This is a genomic window from Sandarakinorhabdus sp. AAP62, from assembly GCF_000331225.1.
Lineage (GTDB): Bacteria > Pseudomonadota > Alphaproteobacteria > Sphingomonadales > Sphingomonadaceae > Sandarakinorhabdus.
In genome coordinates this window covers 131,703-149,029 of record NZ_ANFY01000017.1, presented here as the reverse complement: position 1 = coordinate 149,029, position 17,327 = coordinate 131,703, and the positions used below count along the sequence as shown (strand labels likewise).

The 17,327-nt window shown below is 64.8% G+C and carries 17 protein-coding genes; 12 read left to right on the top strand and 5 right to left on the bottom strand.

The genetic code is table 11. The features are described from left to right. Positions 1-97: 97 nt before the first annotated feature. Positions 98-1,090, bottom strand: a complete 993-nt coding sequence (locus tag D619_RS0113905) for an aldo/keto reductase (RefSeq protein ID WP_026091063.1) — start codon at positions 1,088-1,090, stop codon at positions 98-100. Between the two features lie 46 nt (positions 1,091-1,136). Between D619_RS0113905 and glmM the strand changes: the two genes are divergently transcribed. From glmM to D619_RS0113850, 11 genes are all read left to right on the top strand, one after another. After that, positions 1,137-2,489, top strand: a complete 1,353-nt coding sequence (gene glmM / locus D619_RS0113900) for a phosphoglucosamine mutase (RefSeq protein WP_017669212.1) — start codon at positions 1,137-1,139, stop codon at positions 2,487-2,489. Beyond that, positions 2,489-2,716 (top strand): DUF1272 domain-containing protein, encoded by a 228-nt coding sequence (locus tag D619_RS0113895; protein ID WP_017669211.1) that lies wholly within the window; start codon positions 2,489-2,491, stop codon positions 2,714-2,716. Before glmM ends, D619_RS0113895 begins: the two co-directional genes overlap by 1 nt. Beyond that, positions 2,706-3,875, top strand: a complete 1,170-nt coding sequence (gene thiD, locus D619_RS0113890) for a bifunctional hydroxymethylpyrimidine kinase/phosphomethylpyrimidine kinase (protein WP_017669210.1) — start codon at positions 2,706-2,708, stop codon at positions 3,873-3,875. The genes D619_RS0113895 and thiD overlap by 11 nt, the downstream gene beginning before the upstream one ends. A 7-nt stretch (positions 3,876-3,882) precedes the next feature. Then, complete coding sequence (locus D619_RS0113885) at positions 3,883-4,452, top strand: ribonuclease HII (protein WP_017669209.1); 570 nt, start codon at positions 3,883-3,885, stop codon at positions 4,450-4,452. Between the two features lie 180 nt (positions 4,453-4,632). Further along, complete coding sequence (locus D619_RS0113880) at positions 4,633-5,796, top strand: site-specific DNA-methyltransferase (protein ID WP_017669208.1); 1,164 nt, start codon at positions 4,633-4,635, stop codon at positions 5,794-5,796. A gap of 106 nt (positions 5,797-5,902) precedes the next feature. After that, a complete protein-coding gene (locus tag D619_RS0113875; protein WP_020480497.1) occupies positions 5,903-7,933 on the top strand; it encodes a M13 family metallopeptidase in 2,031 nt (676 codons plus the stop codon). Between the two features lie 92 nt (positions 7,934-8,025). Beyond that, complete coding sequence (gene folP, locus D619_RS0113870; RefSeq protein WP_243442649.1) at positions 8,026-8,928, top strand: dihydropteroate synthase; 903 nt, start codon at positions 8,026-8,028, stop codon at positions 8,926-8,928. 106 nt (positions 8,929-9,034) lie between these two features. After that, positions 9,035-9,160, top strand: a complete 126-nt coding sequence (locus tag D619_RS17705; RefSeq protein WP_017669205.1) for an aa3-type cytochrome c oxidase subunit IV — start codon at positions 9,035-9,037, stop codon at positions 9,158-9,160. A gap of 26 nt (positions 9,161-9,186) precedes the next feature. Further along, complete coding sequence (locus D619_RS0113860; RefSeq protein ID WP_017669204.1) at positions 9,187-10,314, top strand: NAD(P) transhydrogenase subunit alpha; 1,128 nt, start codon at positions 9,187-9,189, stop codon at positions 10,312-10,314. Between the two features lie 11 nt (positions 10,315-10,325). Continuing rightward, complete coding sequence (locus D619_RS0113855) at positions 10,326-10,637, top strand: NAD(P) transhydrogenase subunit alpha (RefSeq protein ID WP_017669203.1); 312 nt, start codon at positions 10,326-10,328, stop codon at positions 10,635-10,637. An 18-nt stretch (positions 10,638-10,655) separates the two neighbouring features. Next, positions 10,656-12,101, top strand: a complete 1,446-nt coding sequence (locus tag D619_RS0113850) for an NAD(P)(+) transhydrogenase (Re/Si-specific) subunit beta (protein WP_017669202.1) — start codon at positions 10,656-10,658, stop codon at positions 12,099-12,101. A gap of 317 nt (positions 12,102-12,418) precedes the next feature. On the opposite strand, the gene msrA is transcribed toward D619_RS0113850, so the two are convergent. From msrA to D619_RS16785, 4 genes are all read right to left on the bottom strand, one after another. Next, a complete protein-coding gene (gene msrA, locus D619_RS0113845) occupies positions 12,419-13,075 on the bottom strand; it encodes a peptide-methionine (S)-S-oxide reductase MsrA (RefSeq protein WP_017669201.1) in 657 nt (218 codons plus the stop codon). Then, a complete protein-coding gene (msrB, locus tag D619_RS0113840) occupies positions 13,072-13,551 on the bottom strand; it encodes a peptide-methionine (R)-S-oxide reductase MsrB (RefSeq protein ID WP_017669200.1) in 480 nt (159 codons plus the stop codon). The genes msrA and msrB overlap by 4 nt, the downstream gene beginning before the upstream one ends. Before the next feature lie 36 nt (positions 13,552-13,587). Further along, complete coding sequence (locus D619_RS16790; protein ID WP_017669199.1) at positions 13,588-14,739, bottom strand: DUF3089 domain-containing protein; 1,152 nt, start codon at positions 14,737-14,739, stop codon at positions 13,588-13,590. Between the two features lie 63 nt (positions 14,740-14,802). Continuing rightward, the gene (locus D619_RS16785) at positions 14,803-16,842 is read right to left on the bottom strand and encodes a 3-hydroxyacyl-CoA dehydrogenase NAD-binding domain-containing protein (RefSeq protein ID WP_017669198.1); all 2,040 of its coding nucleotides are present in this window, start codon (positions 16,840-16,842) and stop codon (positions 14,803-14,805) included. A gap of 134 nt (positions 16,843-16,976) precedes the next feature. On the opposite strand from D619_RS16785, the gene D619_RS0113825 reads away from it, so the two are divergent. Continuing rightward, complete coding sequence (locus D619_RS0113825) at positions 16,977-17,276, top strand: septum formation initiator family protein (RefSeq protein WP_193743315.1); 300 nt, start codon at positions 16,977-16,979, stop codon at positions 17,274-17,276. Positions 17,277-17,327: the final 51 nt, after the last annotated feature.

The window sequence follows — 17,327 nt, the reverse complement described above, 5'->3', positions numbered from 1 at the left end:
TGCGCTGCCAGTGGCCACGTGAAGACGATGGCCGATTTCCGCCAGCAACGATGGTCTCGGCCGCAACGGCATGAGCGGGTCTGGGATATTGTCCTCGTTACAGCCGGGTCATCGCCAGCGCCGCTTTGTTGCCGTATCGCAGACCGGCTGTGTGGGGCAAGGCAGTGTCCAGCGCAGTGATGTCGGCGCCGGACAGGGTGAGCGTGGCGGCGCCAGCGGTGTCGATCAAGGTGGCGCGGCGTTTGCAGCCGGGGATGGGCACAACATCGGGGCCTTTCGCCAGCAGCCAGGCGATGGCGACCTGCGCCGGGCTGGCAGCGTGGGCAGCGGCGATGGCCTTCACCGTGGCGACGGCAGCCATGTTGGCGTCGTAATTCGTGCCCTGGTAACGCGGATCGGACTTGCGATAATCGCCATCGGGCAGATCCTCGGCGCGGGGCACGCTGCCGGTGAGGAAGCCGCGGCCCAATGGGGAGTAAGGCACGAAGGTGACGCCGAGTTCGCGGGCGGTCGGGGCGATATCGGCCTCCACATCGCGTTCCCACAGGCTCCATTCGCTTTGCACGGCAGCAATGGGGGCAATGGCGCAGGCGCGGCGCAAGGTGGCGGCGGAGCATTCGGACAGGCCGATGGCGCGGATCTTGCCCTCCTTCACCAGCTCCGCCAGCGTGCCGACGACATCTTCGATCGGCACGGCGGGATCGACGCGGTGTTGGTAAAACAGGTCGATCACATCGGTGTTCAGGCGTTTCAACGACGCCTCACACACATCGCGGATATGGCTGGGCTGGCTGTTGACCCCGGCCACGCGGCCGTTGTCGATTGCAAAACCGAACTTGGTGGCGATCACGGCCTGGTGGCGGCGGCCGGCAAGGGCTTCGGCGACCAGCTCCTCATTGGCGAACGGGCCGTAGATTTCGGCGGTGTCGAAGAAATTGATGCCGAGATCGAGCGCGTGGTGGATGGTGGCGATGGCTTCGGCGCGGTCTACCGGGCCATACATGGCGGCCTGGCCCGCGGTGCCGGCCATGCCCATGCAGCCCAGCCCGAGGGCGGAAACACTCAATGGGCCGATGTTGCGTCGTTCCATGCCGCATCCTTTCTTTGGTTCGCATCACAGGCTAGAGATTGCGGCCATGAGCAGCAAGCATACCCGCCGTTATTTCGGCACCGATGGCATTCGTGGCCTGACCAACAGCGAACCGATGACGGCCGCCATCGCCATGAAGGTGGGCCAGGCCGCCGGGCGGCATTTCCTGCGGGGGAGCCACAAGCATCGCGTCGTGATCGGCAAGGACACGCGGCTTTCCGGCTACATGATGGAATCGGCCCTGGTCGCCGGCTTTACCAGTGTCGGCATGGACGTGACGTTGCTGGGCCCGATGCCGACGCCAGCGGTGGCGATGATCACCCGATCGATGCGGGCTGATCTGGGCGTGATGATTTCGGCCAGCCACAACCCGTTCCACGATAATGGCATCAAGCTGTTCGGCCCCGATGGCTACAAGCTTTCGGATGCCGATGAAGCCGCGATCGAGGCGATGCTGGATGAGGAGATTCCGCTGGCCGAGCCGCGCGCCATCGGCCGGGCGCGCCGTATCGACGACGCGCAGGGGCGTTACATCCATTTTGCCAAGGCGACCTTTCCGGAACATCTGCGCCTCGATGGGCTGAAGATCGTCATCGATTGCGCGCATGGGGCGGCCTACAAGGTGGCGCCGGCGGCACTGTGGGAACTGGGTGCCGAAGTGATCGCCATTGGCGTCGCGCCCGACGGGTTCAACGTGAACGACAAGGTGGGATCGACCCATCCCAAGGCACTGCAGCTGAAGGTGCTGGAATCGGGCGCCGATATTGGCATCGCGCTGGATGGCGATGCGGATCGGCTGATCGTGGTGGATGAACGCGGCCAGGTGGTGGATGGCGATCAGCTGATGGCGCTGATCGCCTCTCGCGCCGCCGAAGCCGGCACGTTGAAAGGCGGCGCGCTGGTGGCGACGGTGATGAGCAACCTGGGGCTGGAGCGGTTTCTGGCCGGCAAGGGCATTGCGCTGCACCGGGCCGCCGTGGGCGATCGCCATGTGCTGGAACTGATGCGGGACCGCGGCTGCAATGTGGGTGGCGAGCAATCGGGGCACATCATCCTGTCCGATCACGCCACCACCGGCGACGGTCTGGTGGCGGCGCTGCAGGTGCTGGCGGCGCTGGTGGGTTCGGGCAAGCCGGCGAGCGAATTGCTCCACCTGTTTGATCCGCTGCCGCAGCTGCTGAAGAACGTGCGCTTCAAGGGCGGCGCGCCTTTGGAAGCTGACAGCGTGAAGGCAGCGATTGCCGCCGGGGAGGCCAGGCTGGCCGGGCAGGGGCGCCTTTTGATCCGCAAGAGCGGCACCGAGCCGTTGATCCGCGTGATGGCCGAAGGTGAGGACAAGGTGCTGGTTGGCCGCGTGGTGGATGATATCTGTGCCGCCGTTGCGGCAGCGGCCGCCTGATGCTGGAACTGCGGCCCGATTGCGAACGCTGCGGCCTCGATCTGCCGGCGGATGTGGCGGGCGCGCATATCTGTTCGTTCGAATGCAGCTTCTGCGCGGCCTGCACGGCAGGCCCACTGGCTGGCGTTTGCCCCAATTGCGGCGGCGACCTGCAGCCGCGCCCGCTGCGGGTGGGTGCGGCGCTGGCGAAATATCCGGCTTCGGCGGAGCGCAAACATGGTCGCTAGGATACTCGCCATTGCCGGATCGGATTCCGGCGGCGGTGCCGGCATCCAGGCCGATATCAAGACGATCACCATGCTTGGCGGCCATGCCATGACAGCGGTGACGGCGATCACCGTGCAGAACACGCAAGGGGTGAGCGCCATGCATGCGGTGCCGCCCGAAATTGTCGCTGGCCAAATCCGCGCCTGCATCGATGATATCGGCGTGGATGCCATCAAGATCGGCATGCTGGGCAATGAAGCAAGCATCAATGCCGTGGCTGATGCGCTGGAGGATGTGCGCGTTCCCATCGTGCTCGATCCGGTGATGATCGCCAAGGGCGGCGCGGCACTGATCGAGGAAGAGGCTGTCTGGGCGCTGATGCAGCGCCTGTTGCCGATGGCGACGGTGATCACGCCGAACCTGCCGGAACTGGTGGCGCTGACCGAGACCGAGGTGGAGGACGCCGCCGACATGCTGCTGGCGGCGCAGGAATTGCTCAATGCCGGGCCGCGCGCTGTCTTGGCCAAGGGCGGCCATCTCGAGGGCGACCTGCTCACCGACTGGCTGGTGAGCCGGCACGGGCATCAGGCCTTCACCGATACGAAGATCGACACGACGAGCAGCCATGGCACCGGCTGCACCCTGTCGAGCGCGCTGGCGTGCGGGTTGGGGCAGGGGCTTTCGTTGCCCGAAGCCGTGAAACGCGCGCGGATCTATGTGCGGCTGGCGCTGCGTTCGGCGCCTGGCTTGGGGCATGGTCATGGGCCGATGGGCCACGGCCAGGTCATCAACGACAGCAGCGCACTGGCGCCGGTGCTGAACCAGATCACGGTGCCGGCCACCGACTATGCCGCTTCGCTGGCCTTCTACCGGCAACTGGGCCTGCGCATGATTGTCGATAGCCCGGACAATGGTTATGCCCGGTTCGAGGCCGGCAATGGCGTCACGCTCTCGATCCATGTTGGTGATGGGCTGGCGGGCGGTGCCACCGTCTATCTGGAATCGCTGCGGCTCGACGCCTGGGTGACGGAACTGGCGGCGGCCGGGTTGCTGATCGATCAACTGCCACAGGACGAGGATTGGCTGTGGCGTGAAGCCCGGCTGACCGATCCCGCCGGCAACCGCATCTGCCTCTATGCCGCCGGCGAGGCGCGGCGCTTTCCGCCGTGGCGCGTCTGATGGCCCCATGATCGTTGCCGGCGTTGACGAGGCCGGACGCGGACCATGGGCAGGGCCGGTGGTCGCCGCCGCCGTCATCCTGCGCGGGGCGGTGCCGGCGGGGCTGGACGACAGCAAGAAGCTGAGTGCGAAACGGCGGGACGCGCTGTTTGAAGCCTTGCAGTCCAGTGACTGCCTGATCGGCGTTGGCCAGGCCAGCGTGGCCGAAATCGATCGGATCAATATCCTGCAAGCAACCTATCTCGCGATGACCCGCGCCGTTGAAGCCCTGGGCGAAACGCCCGGCCATGTGCTGGTTGATGGCAATCGCCTGCCGAAATGGCGCTGGCCGGCGACGGCGATCGTTGGCGGCGATGGCAGCGAGCCGGCGATTTCCGCCGCCTCGATCATCGCCAAGGTGACACGCGACCGGATCATGGCGGAACTTGATGCTGCCCACCCCGGCTATGGCTGGGCCAGCAACCAGGGCTATGGCGTCGCCGCCCATGCCGAAGCACTGATCCGGCTTGGCGCAACCCCGCATCATCGCGCCAGTTTCAAGCCGGTGAGGGCGGTTTTGCAGAAACTTCAGGGGTGAGTCTTTTGAGTCACACCACTAGGGATTGAGTCCCGGGGAATCGCCTGGACTCCAGATGTGGATTTGTTCCCGTTTTGATTCCTTGTTGTGACAAATGCATGAATCCTGTTGATTCCAAAAGATTCTTGACCGTGAATCCACTCTGACTCATCACCACGATCCTGTGTTGGAGCGCGTGTGATGAAATCATTCAGAACGTCCGATCATCGTGATGCCGAACGGCTGCTGGTGGATACCGGCCTGGCCGGCAAGGCCCGCGCGCCCAAGCTGGAAACCGATCGCATCCTGGTGGGCGATTGCATCGAGATGATGAACAGCCTGCCGGCCGGCAGTGTCGATCTGATCTTTGCCGATCCGCCCTACAATCTGCAGCTGGGTGGCGATCTGGCCCGCCCGGATGGCAGCCATGTCGATGCCGTCACCGATGATTGGGACAAGTTTTCCAGCTTCGAAGCCTATGATCGCTTCACCCGCGCCTGGCTGAAGGCCGCGCATCGCCTGCTGAAACCCGATGGCGCGATCTGGACCATCGGTTCCTATCACAACATCTTCCGCGTTGGCGCCGCGTTGCAGGATGAAGGCTTCTGGATCCTCAACGATATCATCTGGCGCAAGGCCAACCCGATGCCCAATTTCAAGGGCACGCGTTTCACCAACGCCCATGAAACCATGATCTGGGCGGCCAAGGGCGAGCACAGCCGCTACTGCTTCAACTATCACGCCATGAAGGCGATGAACGATGATCTGCAGATGCGGTCGGACTGGACGATCCCGATCTGCACCGGCGGCGAGCGGCTGAAGGACGGTGCGTCCAAGGCCCACCCGACGCAGAAGCCCGAAGCCCTGCTCTATCGCATCCTGGTTGCCTGCACCCAGCCGGGTGATGTGGTGCTTGATCCCTTCTTCGGCACCGGCACCACCGGCGCTGTCGCCAAGCTGCTCGGCCGCCGCTGGATCGGCATCGAGCGCGAGCCGAGATATGTGCGAGTGGCGAGTGAGCGTATCAACAATCTGCTGCCCCTGGAGGGCGGCGACATCAAGATCAGCGAAGGCAATCGCAGCCTCGCCCGCATCCCCTTTGGCAGTCTCGTCGAGAGCGGCTACGTCCGCCCCGGCACACGCCTGTGGGGTCCGGGGCGGCGTGTGGGGGCCAGCGTACGTGCTGATGGCAGCCTGGACATGGCCGGCACGACCGGATCCATCCACAAGATGGGTGCGGCCGCGCAAGGCCTGCCAAGCTGCAATGGTTGGACCTTCTGGCACATCGAGGACGACGATGGCCGGTTGGTACCGTTGGATGCCAGGCGGCAGGCGTTCCGCCACGCCACTGCTGTGGACGGCTGAAGCCTGGCATCCATTTCCCCCTGGCACTTTCCTTCCGGGGTTCCCGGTTGGCAGTCGCGTATTGAGCCGCTAACACGCTCGCCATGAATTGATGGGGAGTGATGTGATGCGCGTGATGTTGTTTGCCGCCAGCCTGATTGTGCTGGCCCACCCGGCACTGGCCGCCGAACGGCCAGCCATCGGCGGGTTCGGGTTCGACACCACCGCCATGGATCGCAGCGTCAAGCCGGGCGACGATTTCAACCGTTTTGCCAACGGCAGCTGGCTGGCGCGCACCGAATTTCCAGCTGACAAGGCCTATATCGGCGTCGCCATCGATGTTGACGAAAAGGCCCGCGCCCAGGTGCGCAGCATCATCGAGGCCGCCGCCGCCGACCAGAGCGCCGCGCCCGGCAGCGTGACCCGCAAGGTGGGCGACTATTATGCCGCCTTCATGGATGAAGCCGCCATCGAAGCGCGCGGCCTGGCGCCCGTGCAGCCGTTGCTGGCCAGTATCGCCGCCGTGACCACCCGCACCGAGCTGATTGCCGCCATGGGCCGGGCCAATCGGCTTGGCATCGGCCTGCCCATCGGCCTGGGCATCGGCATTGATGACAAGAATCCGGATGCGTTCACCGTTACCCTGGCGCAGAGCGGCCTAGGACTGCCGGATCGTGATTATTATCTCGATACGGCCAAACCCGAATTCGCCAAGGCCCGCGCTGCCTATCTGGCCTATATGGCTGCCATGCTGCGCCATGCCGGCATGGACAATGCGGCGGCGCGTGCCGAGGCCATCATGGCGCTGGAAACCCGGCTGGCCACGGTGCACTGGACCCAGGTGGAAAGCCGCCAGGCCGAAAAACTCTACAACCCGGTTGCCACCGCGGAACTGGCCGGAAAATTTCCGGGCATGGACTGGCAGGCGTTTCTTGCGCCCATCGGCGTGGCCAGTGAACGCCGGGTGATCGTGGCCCAGCCCAGCGCCATCGCCGGCACCGCAAGGCTGATCGGCGAAGCGCCGATTGCGGTATGGAAGGATTATCTGGCGTTGCGCACGATGGGATGGGCATCGGGAACATTGCCCAAGGCGGTGCTTGATACACAGTTCGAACTGACCAGGGCGCTCACGGGCGCGCAGCAGTTGCGCCCGCGCTGGCAGCGCGGCGGGGCGGCAACCAGCGCCGCGCTGGGCGATGCCGTTGGCCAGATCTATGTGCAGAAACATTTCCCGCCCGATTCCAAGGCCAAGATTGATGCGATGGTGAAGAACATCATCGCCGCGATGGACCGGCGGCTGGCCAATCTCGATTGGATGGACCCGGCCACCCGCGCCGTGGCGCGCGAAAAGCTGGCCGCATTCCGGCCCAAGATCGGCTTCCCCGATAAGTGGCGCAACTATGATGCGCTGGTGGTGGACAAGGCCGATGCGCTGGGCAACCGGATGCGCGCGGCCGAGCTGGATCATGCGCGGGAAATCGCCAAGCTGGGCAAGCCGGCGGATCGGGATGAATGGTATCTGGCGCCGATGGTGGTCAACGCCTATGCCAACCCGACCTGGAACGAGATCGTGTTTCCTGCCGCCATATTGCAGGCGCCGTTCTTCGATGATGGCGCCGATGATGCGGTGAATTATGGTGCCATAGGCGCGGTGATCGGCCACGAAATCACCCATCATTTCGACGATCAGGGCCGCAAATATGACAAGACCGGCCGGCTTGCCGACTGGTGGACGCCGCAGGATGTGAAGCGGTTCGAAGCGCGCGCGGCGGTGGTTGTGCAGCAATATGCCGCCTATGAACCGATACCGGGCAGCAAGCTCAACGGCGAACTGACGCTGGGCGAGAATATCGCCGATATCGCCGGCCTGCTGGTGGCATGGGATGCCTGGCAGCTGGCGCGGCAGGGCAATCCTGCCGCCAATGCGGTGATCGATGGCTTCACGCCGGAACAGCGCTTCTTCCTGGGCTATGGTCAGGCCTGGCGCGCCAAGATGCGGCCGCAGCTGCTGCAGCAGGTGATCGTATCCGATCCGCATGCGCCGGCTGCCGAACGGGCGCAAGCGGTGCGCAATCTGGATGGCTGGTATCAGGCGTTTGACGTGAAGCCGGGCGACCGTCTGTATCTGCCGCCGGAGCAGCGTGCCCGGCCATGGTGAGGCGCTATTACCGCCCGATCGTGAGCGCAGGCGAGGGAAGCAGGGGGTCTCTGGCGCTGGCCGGCGGCCCCTTTTCCTTTGCGCGGGCCGAGGTGCTGACACGGGAAGGCAGCAAAGGGATCATCGACGCCGCCGATGTGCCGACGGACTGGTTGGAACGATTGACGCGGCCCCGCCCACTGCTGGCCCGGTTTGAGCAGCCGCTGCCGCTGGTGATGGGCATCCTGAACATCACGCCCGACAGTTTTTCCGATGGTGGCCGCCATGACGCGCCGGATGCCGCCATTGCCGCTGCTCGTTCCATGCACGCGGCCGGTGCTGCGATGATCGACGTGGGGGCGGAATCGACCCGTCCGGGCGCGCCTTCATTGCCTGTGGCCGATGAACTGGCGCGGTTGGCGCCGTTGTGGAGCGGCCTCAAGGGCCTGCCGATCTCGATCGATACCCGCAAATCGCCCGTGATGGCGGTCGCGCTCGATGAAGGCGCGATGATCGTCAATGATGTCAGCGCGCTGGGCCATGATCCGGCGGCCATGGCGCTGGTGGCGCAGCGCGGCTGCCCGGTGATCCTGATGCATCACCAGGGCACACCCGAAACGATGCAGATCGCACCGCACTATGACAACGCCCTGCTCGACGTGTTCGACTGGCTGGAGGGACGGATTGCCGCAGCCATTGCCGGCGGGATCGCACCCGATGCCATCATCGCCGATCCCGGCATCGGTTTCGGCAAGGGGCTTGCCCATAATCTTGCGCTGCTGAAGGGTCTGACCCTGCTGCACGGCCTGGGTGTGCCGATCCTGCTCGGAGCAAGCCGCAAGTCCTTGATTTCAAAGCTCACGGGTGAAGTGCCGGTGGAGCAGCGCCTGCCCGGCAGCCTGGCGCTGGCGCTGGCCGGGGCCAATGCCGGGGTGCAGATCATTCGCGTACATGATGTTCCGGAAACCGTGCAGGCCCTCACGCTTTGGCGGGCCTGCCATCCTGCGCTGGCCTGAGCGGGCATTTGCCCCTTCACAGCCGCGCCGTGTCTGCTAACAGGCAACCTGCACGGGTTGCGGTTTTGCAACCCGCCACTGCAATTCAACGAGGGTTTCGCCAGCCATGGCCAGCAACGAACAGCAGAACGACAGCCACCGTTCCACCTATGAAAGCTTCACTGGCTTCACCAAGTGGGGCACGATCTTCGTGATCGTGGTGGTGGTCGCGCTCTACGTGTTCCTGGTCTGATTGCAGCGCAGCTTGGGGGCGGAACCATGAAGATCGCGGTGCTGAAGGAAGCCGGCGGCGTTGAAACGCGCGTCGCTGCCACCCCGGAAACGGTGAAGAAGCTGATCGGCCTGGGCGCCAGTGTGGCGGTGGAAACCGGTGCCGGCTTTGGTGCCCGGATCAACGATGCCGATTATGCCGCTGCCGGGGCCACCGTGGCTGCTCGCGCCGATGTGATTGCCGGCGCCGATATGGTGTTGGGCGTGCAGGGGCCGGCGCTGTCCGATCTGCCGGGCATCAAGGCGGGCACGATCGTGGCTGCCATCCAGTCGCCCTTCACCGATCGCGCCAAGATTGACGCTTATGCCGGGGCCGGCCTGATCGCCTATGCGATGGAATTCATGCCGCGCACCACGCGCGCGCAATCGATGGACGTGCTGTCCAGCCAGTCGAACCTCGCCGGGTACAAGGCGGTGATCGATGCCGGCGAAGCCTATGGCCGCGCCTTCCCGATGATGATGACGGCCGCCGGCACCATTTCCGCCGCGCGCGTGTTCATCATGGGCGTTGGCGTTGCCGGCCTGCAGGCCATCGCCACGGCGCGCCGTCTGGGCGGGCTGGTTTCGGCCACCGACGTGCGGTCGGCCACCAAGGAACAGATTGAATCGCTTGGTGCCAAGGCGATCTTTGTCGAGAAGGTGGCGGGCATCAGCGGCGAAGGCGCCGGCGGCTATGCCACCGAAATGAGCGATGAATACAAGGCGGCGCAGGCCGAACTGGTATCCTCGCACATCGCCAAGCAGGATATCGTCATCACCACCGCACTGATCCCGGGCCGGCCGGCACCACGCCTGATCACCGATGCGCAGGTTGCCTCGATGCGGCCAGGCAGCGTGATCGTCGACTTGGCGGTGGACAGCGGCGGCAACGTCGAAGGCGCCGTCGCTGGCCAGGTGGTGGAGCGTCACGGCGTCAAGATCATCGGCCACAGCAATCCGGCCAGCCGCATGTCGCCGGATGCCAGCGCGCTCTACAGCCGCAACCTGTTCAACATGATCAGCGCCTTCTGGGACAAGGAGGCCAAGGCCGCCGTGTGGCCGGCCGATGACGACATCGTGAAGGGCATCAAGCTGACCGAGGGCGGCGCCGTCGTCCACGAACGGCTGCTGGGTTAAGGGGCACGCACATGGATTTCCTGTCGATCCTGTCGATCTTCGTGCTGGCGGTGTTCGTCGGCTATTATGTCGTGTGGTCAGTCACCCCGGCGCTGCACACGCCGCTGATGGCCGTCACCAACGCCATTTCATCGGTGATCATCGTCGGCGCGCTGATCGCGGCCGCGGCGGGTGCCATCACCGATGGTGGTGGCCTGTCGCAGTGGCTGGGCCTGCTGGGCGTCGTGCTGGCCAGCGTCAACATCTTTGGCGGCTTTGCCGTCACGCGCCGCATGCTCGCCATGTACAAGAAAAAAGACAAGAAGCCGGCGGCTTCGAAGTAAGGGCAGGGGCAAACGACCATGGAACACGCAGTCGCCGCTACCCCGGCCTGGGCCGTTCTGGCCTATCTCGCCGCCGGTGTGCTCTTCATTCTCGCCCTGCGCGGGCTGTCGTCGCCGGAATCCAGTCAGGCGGGCAACCGCAACGGCATGATCGGCATGCTGATCGCGGTGGGCACCACGCTTGCCCTGCGCCCGACCGGCCTGGAGCTGATCATTGGCGCCATCGCCATTGGCGGCGGCATTGGCTGGGTGATCGCCCAGCGCATCCAGATGACGGCGATGCCGGAACTGGTCGCGGGCTTCCACAGCCTGGTTGGCATGGCCGCCGTGCTGGTCGGCTGCGCGGCCTATCTCAATCCGGGTGCCTTCGGCATCACCGATGCCGCCACGGGCGCGATCCTGGCTGTCAGCCGCGTCGAAATGGGCCTGGGCGTTGCCATCGGGGCCATCACCTTCTCCGGCTCGATCATCGCCTTCCTCAAGCTTTCGGGCCGCATGTCGGGCTCGCCGATCCTGCTGCCAGCGCGCCACGTCATCAACCTGGGCGTGCTGGCCGGCATCATCGTGCTCACCGGCGTGTTTGCCTTTGATGCGGCTGCCGGCATGGGCCAGGGCCCGCTGTTGTGGGTCATCCTGGGCCTCAGCTTCGTCATCGGTGTGACGCTGATCATCCCGATCGGCGGGGCTGACATGCCGGTCGTCATCTCGATGCTGAACAGCTATTCGGGCTGGGCCGCCGCGGCGATGGGCTTCACCCTGCAGAACACCGCGATGATCATCACCGGCGCGCTGGTCGGTTCGTCGGGCGCGATCCTCTCGTACATCATGTGCAAGGCGATGAACCGCAGCTTCATCAGCGTCATCGCCGGCGGCTTTGGCGCGGATTCGGGCAGCGGCGGCGCCAAGGGCGAAGTCATCCAGAAGGCCTACAAGGCCGGTTCGGCCGACGATGCCGCCTTCATCATGCAGAACGCCGAAACCGTGATCATCGTGCCGGGCTATGGCATGGCGGTTTCCCAGGCCCAGCACGCGCTGCGCGAAATGGGCGATCTGCTGAAGAAGGAAGGCGTGAGCGTCAAATACGCCATCCACCCGGTGGCGGGCCGCATGCCCGGCCACATGAACGTGCTGCTGGCGGAAGCCAATGTGCCCTATGATGAAGTGTTCGAACTGGAAGACATCAACAGCGAGTTCGGCCAGTGCGATGTCGCCTTCGTCATCGGCGCCAACGACGTGACCAACCCGCTGGCCAAGACCGACAAGACCAGCCCGATTTACGGCATGCCGATCCTGGACGTCGAAAAGGCCAAGACCGTGCTGTTCGTGAAGCGCTCGATGGGCGGTGTGGGTTATGCCGGCGTGGACAACCCGGTGTTCTATGCCGACAACACCATGATGCTGCTGGCGGATGCGAAGAAGATGGTGGAAAATATCGTGAAGGCGCTGAATGGGGGCGGGCATTAATCGCCGCCGGGCGCGCAAATAGCGGAGCTATTTGCCGACTCCGGCAAGATCGGACGGCGAGCGAAAAAGGCGGCCCCTCAGGCCGCCTTTTTTGACTCGTCCGACGGCGTGGCTTTGCCACGCTCTTTCTTCCTTCTTCCTTAAACACCCCAAGCGGACTCGGCGGCTTCGCCGCCGGCCGCGCTCGCAGGGGGTGCCTCAGAGATCTTGGGGTGCCTCGACAGGCTCGGCATGAGCGGGAGGAGTTTTGCGGCACGTCCCCACCCCCGACCGCTCCCCTGAGCCGAAGGCCGGTGCAGCCAACGGGAGGGGAACAACTACGCCGCCGGCTTCTCACTCCACAACTGCGGAAACAGCCGCTTGAACCCCTCCACCTTGGGAATGTCATTCCACACGATATAGGGCTGCGTCGGGTGGGCGCGCAGGTAATTCTGGTGGTAACCCTCACCGGCATAGAAAGGCTTGGCGCCTTCGAAGGTCGTGACGATCTTCGGCTTCCAGGTGCCGGCCTTTTCCAGCTGTGCCACATAGGCCTTCGCAATCCGTTCCTGCTCCGCGCCGCGGGTGAACAGCGCGCTGCGATATTGGCTGCCGGTATCGGGGCCCTGGCGGTTCAGTTGGGTCGGATCATGCGCGACCGAGAAGAAGACGCGCAGCAGTGTGCCGTAGCTCACCACCGCTGGGTCGTACGTCACCTCAACCGCCTCGGCATGGCCGGTCAGGCCGCTGCCGGTCACTTCATAAATGGCGGTGGCCTTGGCGCCGCCGGCATAGCCCGACACGGCGGAGCGCACGCCCTTCACCCGTTCGAATACGCCTTCCACACCCCAGAAACAGCCGCCGGCAAAAACGGCTTTCTGCAGCGGGCCCTTGGTGAGTGGCGCATCAACGGCCGGGGCAGGGGCCAGCACCATGCGTTCGGCAGCGCAGGCGGGGGTGGCGAGAATGGCGAGAGCCAGGACAAGGCGCTTCATGCGGTTTTCCCGGGGATGAACTGGAGGGACAGGCCGTTGATGCAGTAACGCAGGCCCGTTGGCTTGGGGCCATCGTCAAACACATGGCCCTGGTGGCCGCCGCAGCGGCTGCAATGCACTTCGGTGCGGACCATGAAATAGCTGGTGTCGCGCGTGGAACCGATGGCGGCCTTGGAAATCGGCTGCCAGAAACTCGGCCAGCCGGTGCCGCTGTCAAACTTGTGCGCTGAACTGAACAGCGGCAGCGCGCAGCCGCGGCAGACGAAGGTGCCGGCGCGTTTCTCATTGTTGAGCGGCGATGTGAAGGGCCGTTCGGTGGCCTCTTCGCGCAGCACGGCATAGGCATCCTTGCCCAGCTTGCGCCGCCACTCATCGGGCGTGAAGCTGACGGCAAAGGCCTTGCCGGCGGCGATGGCCGGGGTGGCAGTGAAGGGCAGGGCGGCCAGCAGGCCGAGGAGGGTGCGTCTTGTGGTCATGCCCCAATATACGCAGCAGCGTCGGAAAAGTTACGTTCAGCGTTGCCGCAGCCAGCGATTGCCCTGCGATTTCGCCAGATCGACCAGATCCTCCATTGCCACCTGCATGTCGATCAGGTGCAGGCCCCAGCCGGGCACGATCTGACCGCCCACCATCACGTCGCCATTGATCGTATCGGTGCGCGGATCGGACGGATCGGCATTGATGCCGATGGACAGCACATTGGCGTTCTCGCGGTTCATGCACTCACCCGTCAGCAGGCCGGGCAGGGCAACGAACGGCGTGTAGATGTTGCGGCCCTTGGCCCATTTCGGCACCGGGGTGCCGCTGTCGACAATGCCGGTGCGATTGACCATCAACGGGCGCAGCGCGGTGCGGCCTCCTGAAAGCGCCGCCGGATTGGTGCAGGCCACTGCCATCCCAGCCGGGGCCGTGGCGGGCGGGCGGCCATACAGGCTGGCGGGCGGCACCGGCATGGTGTCACGGAAAGACACCCAGGAAACGACGCAGCCGGTTTGCGTGGCGGAACGGCACAAGGGCGTGGACTTGAAATCACCGCCCACATCCTGTCCCTGCGGCACCAGCACATTATGGCCGGCCAGATAGGCGGCGATGATCTGCTTGGCCACCGGCTTGCCTTCGATCTCGGTCTGGATCAGCGCCTTCAGCACGCCGCTGCCCTGGCTGTGGCCGATCAGGATGACGCCGCGCCCCTTGTTGTCGTGCTTCATGTAATCGGCAAACGCGGCAGAAACATCGCGCAGGCCCATGGCGAGATCGGCGGTGACCGGCTTGCCCAGCATGCGATCACGCAGCGTCGCCAGCGTGACCTGGCGATAGAGTGGCGCGAACACCCGGCAAGCCTGGCGGAACGGGGCGGCCTGCGCCTGGGCCACGCCGATCTCGGCCGGATCGGCGGTCATGTCGCTGTTGGGCGTCGGGTCCGTCGAAACCGTGGGATAGACGTAGAAACAGTCGATCTTCGGCTTTTTCGCGGGCGGCAGCATGTCGAGCGTGACGACCGCATTGGCCGCTACCCGCGACGCGCTGGCATCACCACTGCACGGGTCCTTGGCGCCAGGCCGGCAGAGCCAGCTTTCCGGTTTGCGATAATCCGGCGCAGGCGCGGGCTGGGCGATGGCTGGCGCGGCGAGGAGGACGAGCAGGGGGAGGAGGTGCAGCTTCATGGGCTGCATCCTGAACCAGTTCGCCACCCCGGCGCAAGCCGGGGTGGCAGCGGTTGGTGCGGCTTATTTCCAGCCGTCCTTCAACACGGGCGAAACCTCTTCGCCCATCTTTTCCAGCACTTCGATGATGCGCTCGCGGCCCACATCATTCTGCGCCCAGAACATCGGGCCGCCGCGATAGACCGGCCAGCCATAGCCATTGATCCAGACGATATCGATATCGCTGGCGCGCTGGGCCTTGCCTTCGGCGAGGATGCGCGCGCCTTCGTTCACCATCGGGAACAGGCAGCGTTCCAGGATCTCCTGATCGTCGATGGTGCGGCGGTTGATGCCCTTTTCGACTGCGTAGGCGTCGATGATGGCCAGCGCTTCCGGGTTGGGCGTGCGGTTGCGGTTCTCGTCATAGACATAGAAGCCCTTGCCGTTCTTCTGGCCGCGCAAGCCGGCTTCGCACAGGCGGTCGCGCACGGTTTCGCCCTTGCTGGTCTCGGCGTTCCAGCCGATGTCGAGGCCAGCCAGATCGCTCATCTGGAACGGGCCCATCGGGAAACCGAAATCGGTCAGCACGCGGTCGATATCGGCCGGCGCGGCGCCTTCCAGCATCAACAGATTGGCCTGCTGCTGGCGGCGGCTGAGCATGCGGTTGCCGATGAAGCCGTGGCACACGCCAGCGACCACGGCGATCTTTCCGGTGGCCTTGCCGATGGCCATGGCGGTCGCCAGCACCTGCGGATCGGTCTTGGCGCCGCGCACCACCTCGAGCAGGCGCATCACGTTGGCCGGCGAGAAATAATGCATGCCCAGCACATATTCGGGGCGCGACGTGGCCGAGGCGATCTCGTCGACGTCGAGATAGGACGTGTTGCTGGCCAGGATGGCGCCGGGCTTGGCAATCTTGTCCAGTTTGCCGAAGATATCCTTCTTGATCGCCATATTCTCGAACACGGCTTCGATGATCAGGTCGCATGTCGAGAGGTCGTTCATGTCGAGCGTCGGCGTCAGCCGGCCCATGCGGGCTTCGACCTCGCTCTGCGGGAAGCGGCCCTTGTCGGCGCTGTTCTGATAATTCTTGCGGATGATGGCAACGCCGCGATCCAGCGCCTCCTGCTTCATCTCGACGATGGTGACGGGGATGCCGACGCTGAGGAAGTTCATCGAAATGCCGCCGCCCATGGTGCCGGCGCCGATCACGCCCACCTTCTTCACCGGCAGTGGCTGCATGTCCGCCGGCAGGCCGTCAATCTTGGCGGCCGCGCGTTCGGCGAAGAACACGTGGCGCTGGGCCGCCGATTGCAGGCCGGTCATCAGCTTCATGAATTCGCTGCGTTCGACCTTCAGCCCCTCTTCGAACGGCAGGGCAACAGCGGCTTCGATGCACTTGATATTGGCTTCCGGCGCGTCAAAGCCCTTGAACGCCTTGGCATTGGCCTTGCGGAATTCCGCGAAGAACGGTGCCAAGCTGGCCGCGTCGCCGCCCAGCTTGCTGCTGTCGTCGCGGACTTTCTTGAGCGGGCGTTTTTCCGCCAATATCTTGCGGGCGAAGGCGATGGCACCGGCGGTCAAGTCACCGTCCACCACTTCGTCGACCAGCCCGGTGGCCAGCGCATCCTTGGCGCCCATCTGCGCGCCGCTGGTCACCATTTCGGTGGCCTTCCTGGCGCCAACGATGCGCGGCAGTCGCTGCGTGCCGCCGGCACCGGGCAGCAGCCCCAGCTTCACTTCCGGCAGGCCAAACTTGGCCTTGGCATCGCTCACCCGGTAATGTGCGCACAGCGCCACTTCCAGGCCGCCGCCCAGCGCGGTGCCGTGGATGGCAGCGATGACGGGGACGGGTGAGCTCTCCATCGCATCCTGCACGGCGGGCAGGGCGGCGCCGCGCGGCGGTTTGCCGAATTCGGAAATGTCGGCCCCGGCGATGAAGGTGCGGCCGGCGCAGACCAGCACGGCCGCTTTCACCGCAGAATCGGCGGCGATGGCGGCAAACGCCCCTGCCAGGCCATCGCGCACATCGGCCGAGAGCGCGTTGACTGGCGGCGAATTGACCGTAACGACGGCAATTTCACCGTCTTTCGAAAGGTCGACGACGTTGTTGATGGCGGCCATAGTGCATTTCCTCCCCAGAGCGTTGCTTTATGGACACTGCTAGCACCACTTCTGTGCGATTGCAGCCTTGTGGATAGGCCAGTGTTTGCGTAGTTTCGCATGCGATGGGGATGAAGCTGACCTTGCAACAACTGATGACGCGTGCCGCGCTGCCGGCGCTGTGCGTTGCTGTTGCCAGCTATTTCGCGTTTCATGCCGTTTCGGGCCCCACCGGTTATGTCGCCTGGCATGAATACAAGGTGCAGCGTACGAAACTGCAACAAGCCGTGCAGAGCAGCGAGGAACAGCAGGCAGCGTTGCAGCGTCGGCTCGTGCTGCTCGATCCGCGCCATGTCGATCCCGATCTGGCCGATGAACTGGTGCGCCGCAATCTCGATCTGGTGAAACCGGACGAGGTGATCGTGCCGCTGCCGCAGGCTGCGCCCGCCAACTGATTTCCTGAAAAGTGATGCGATTAACCAATCCGGCACCTCGCGCGGGATAGG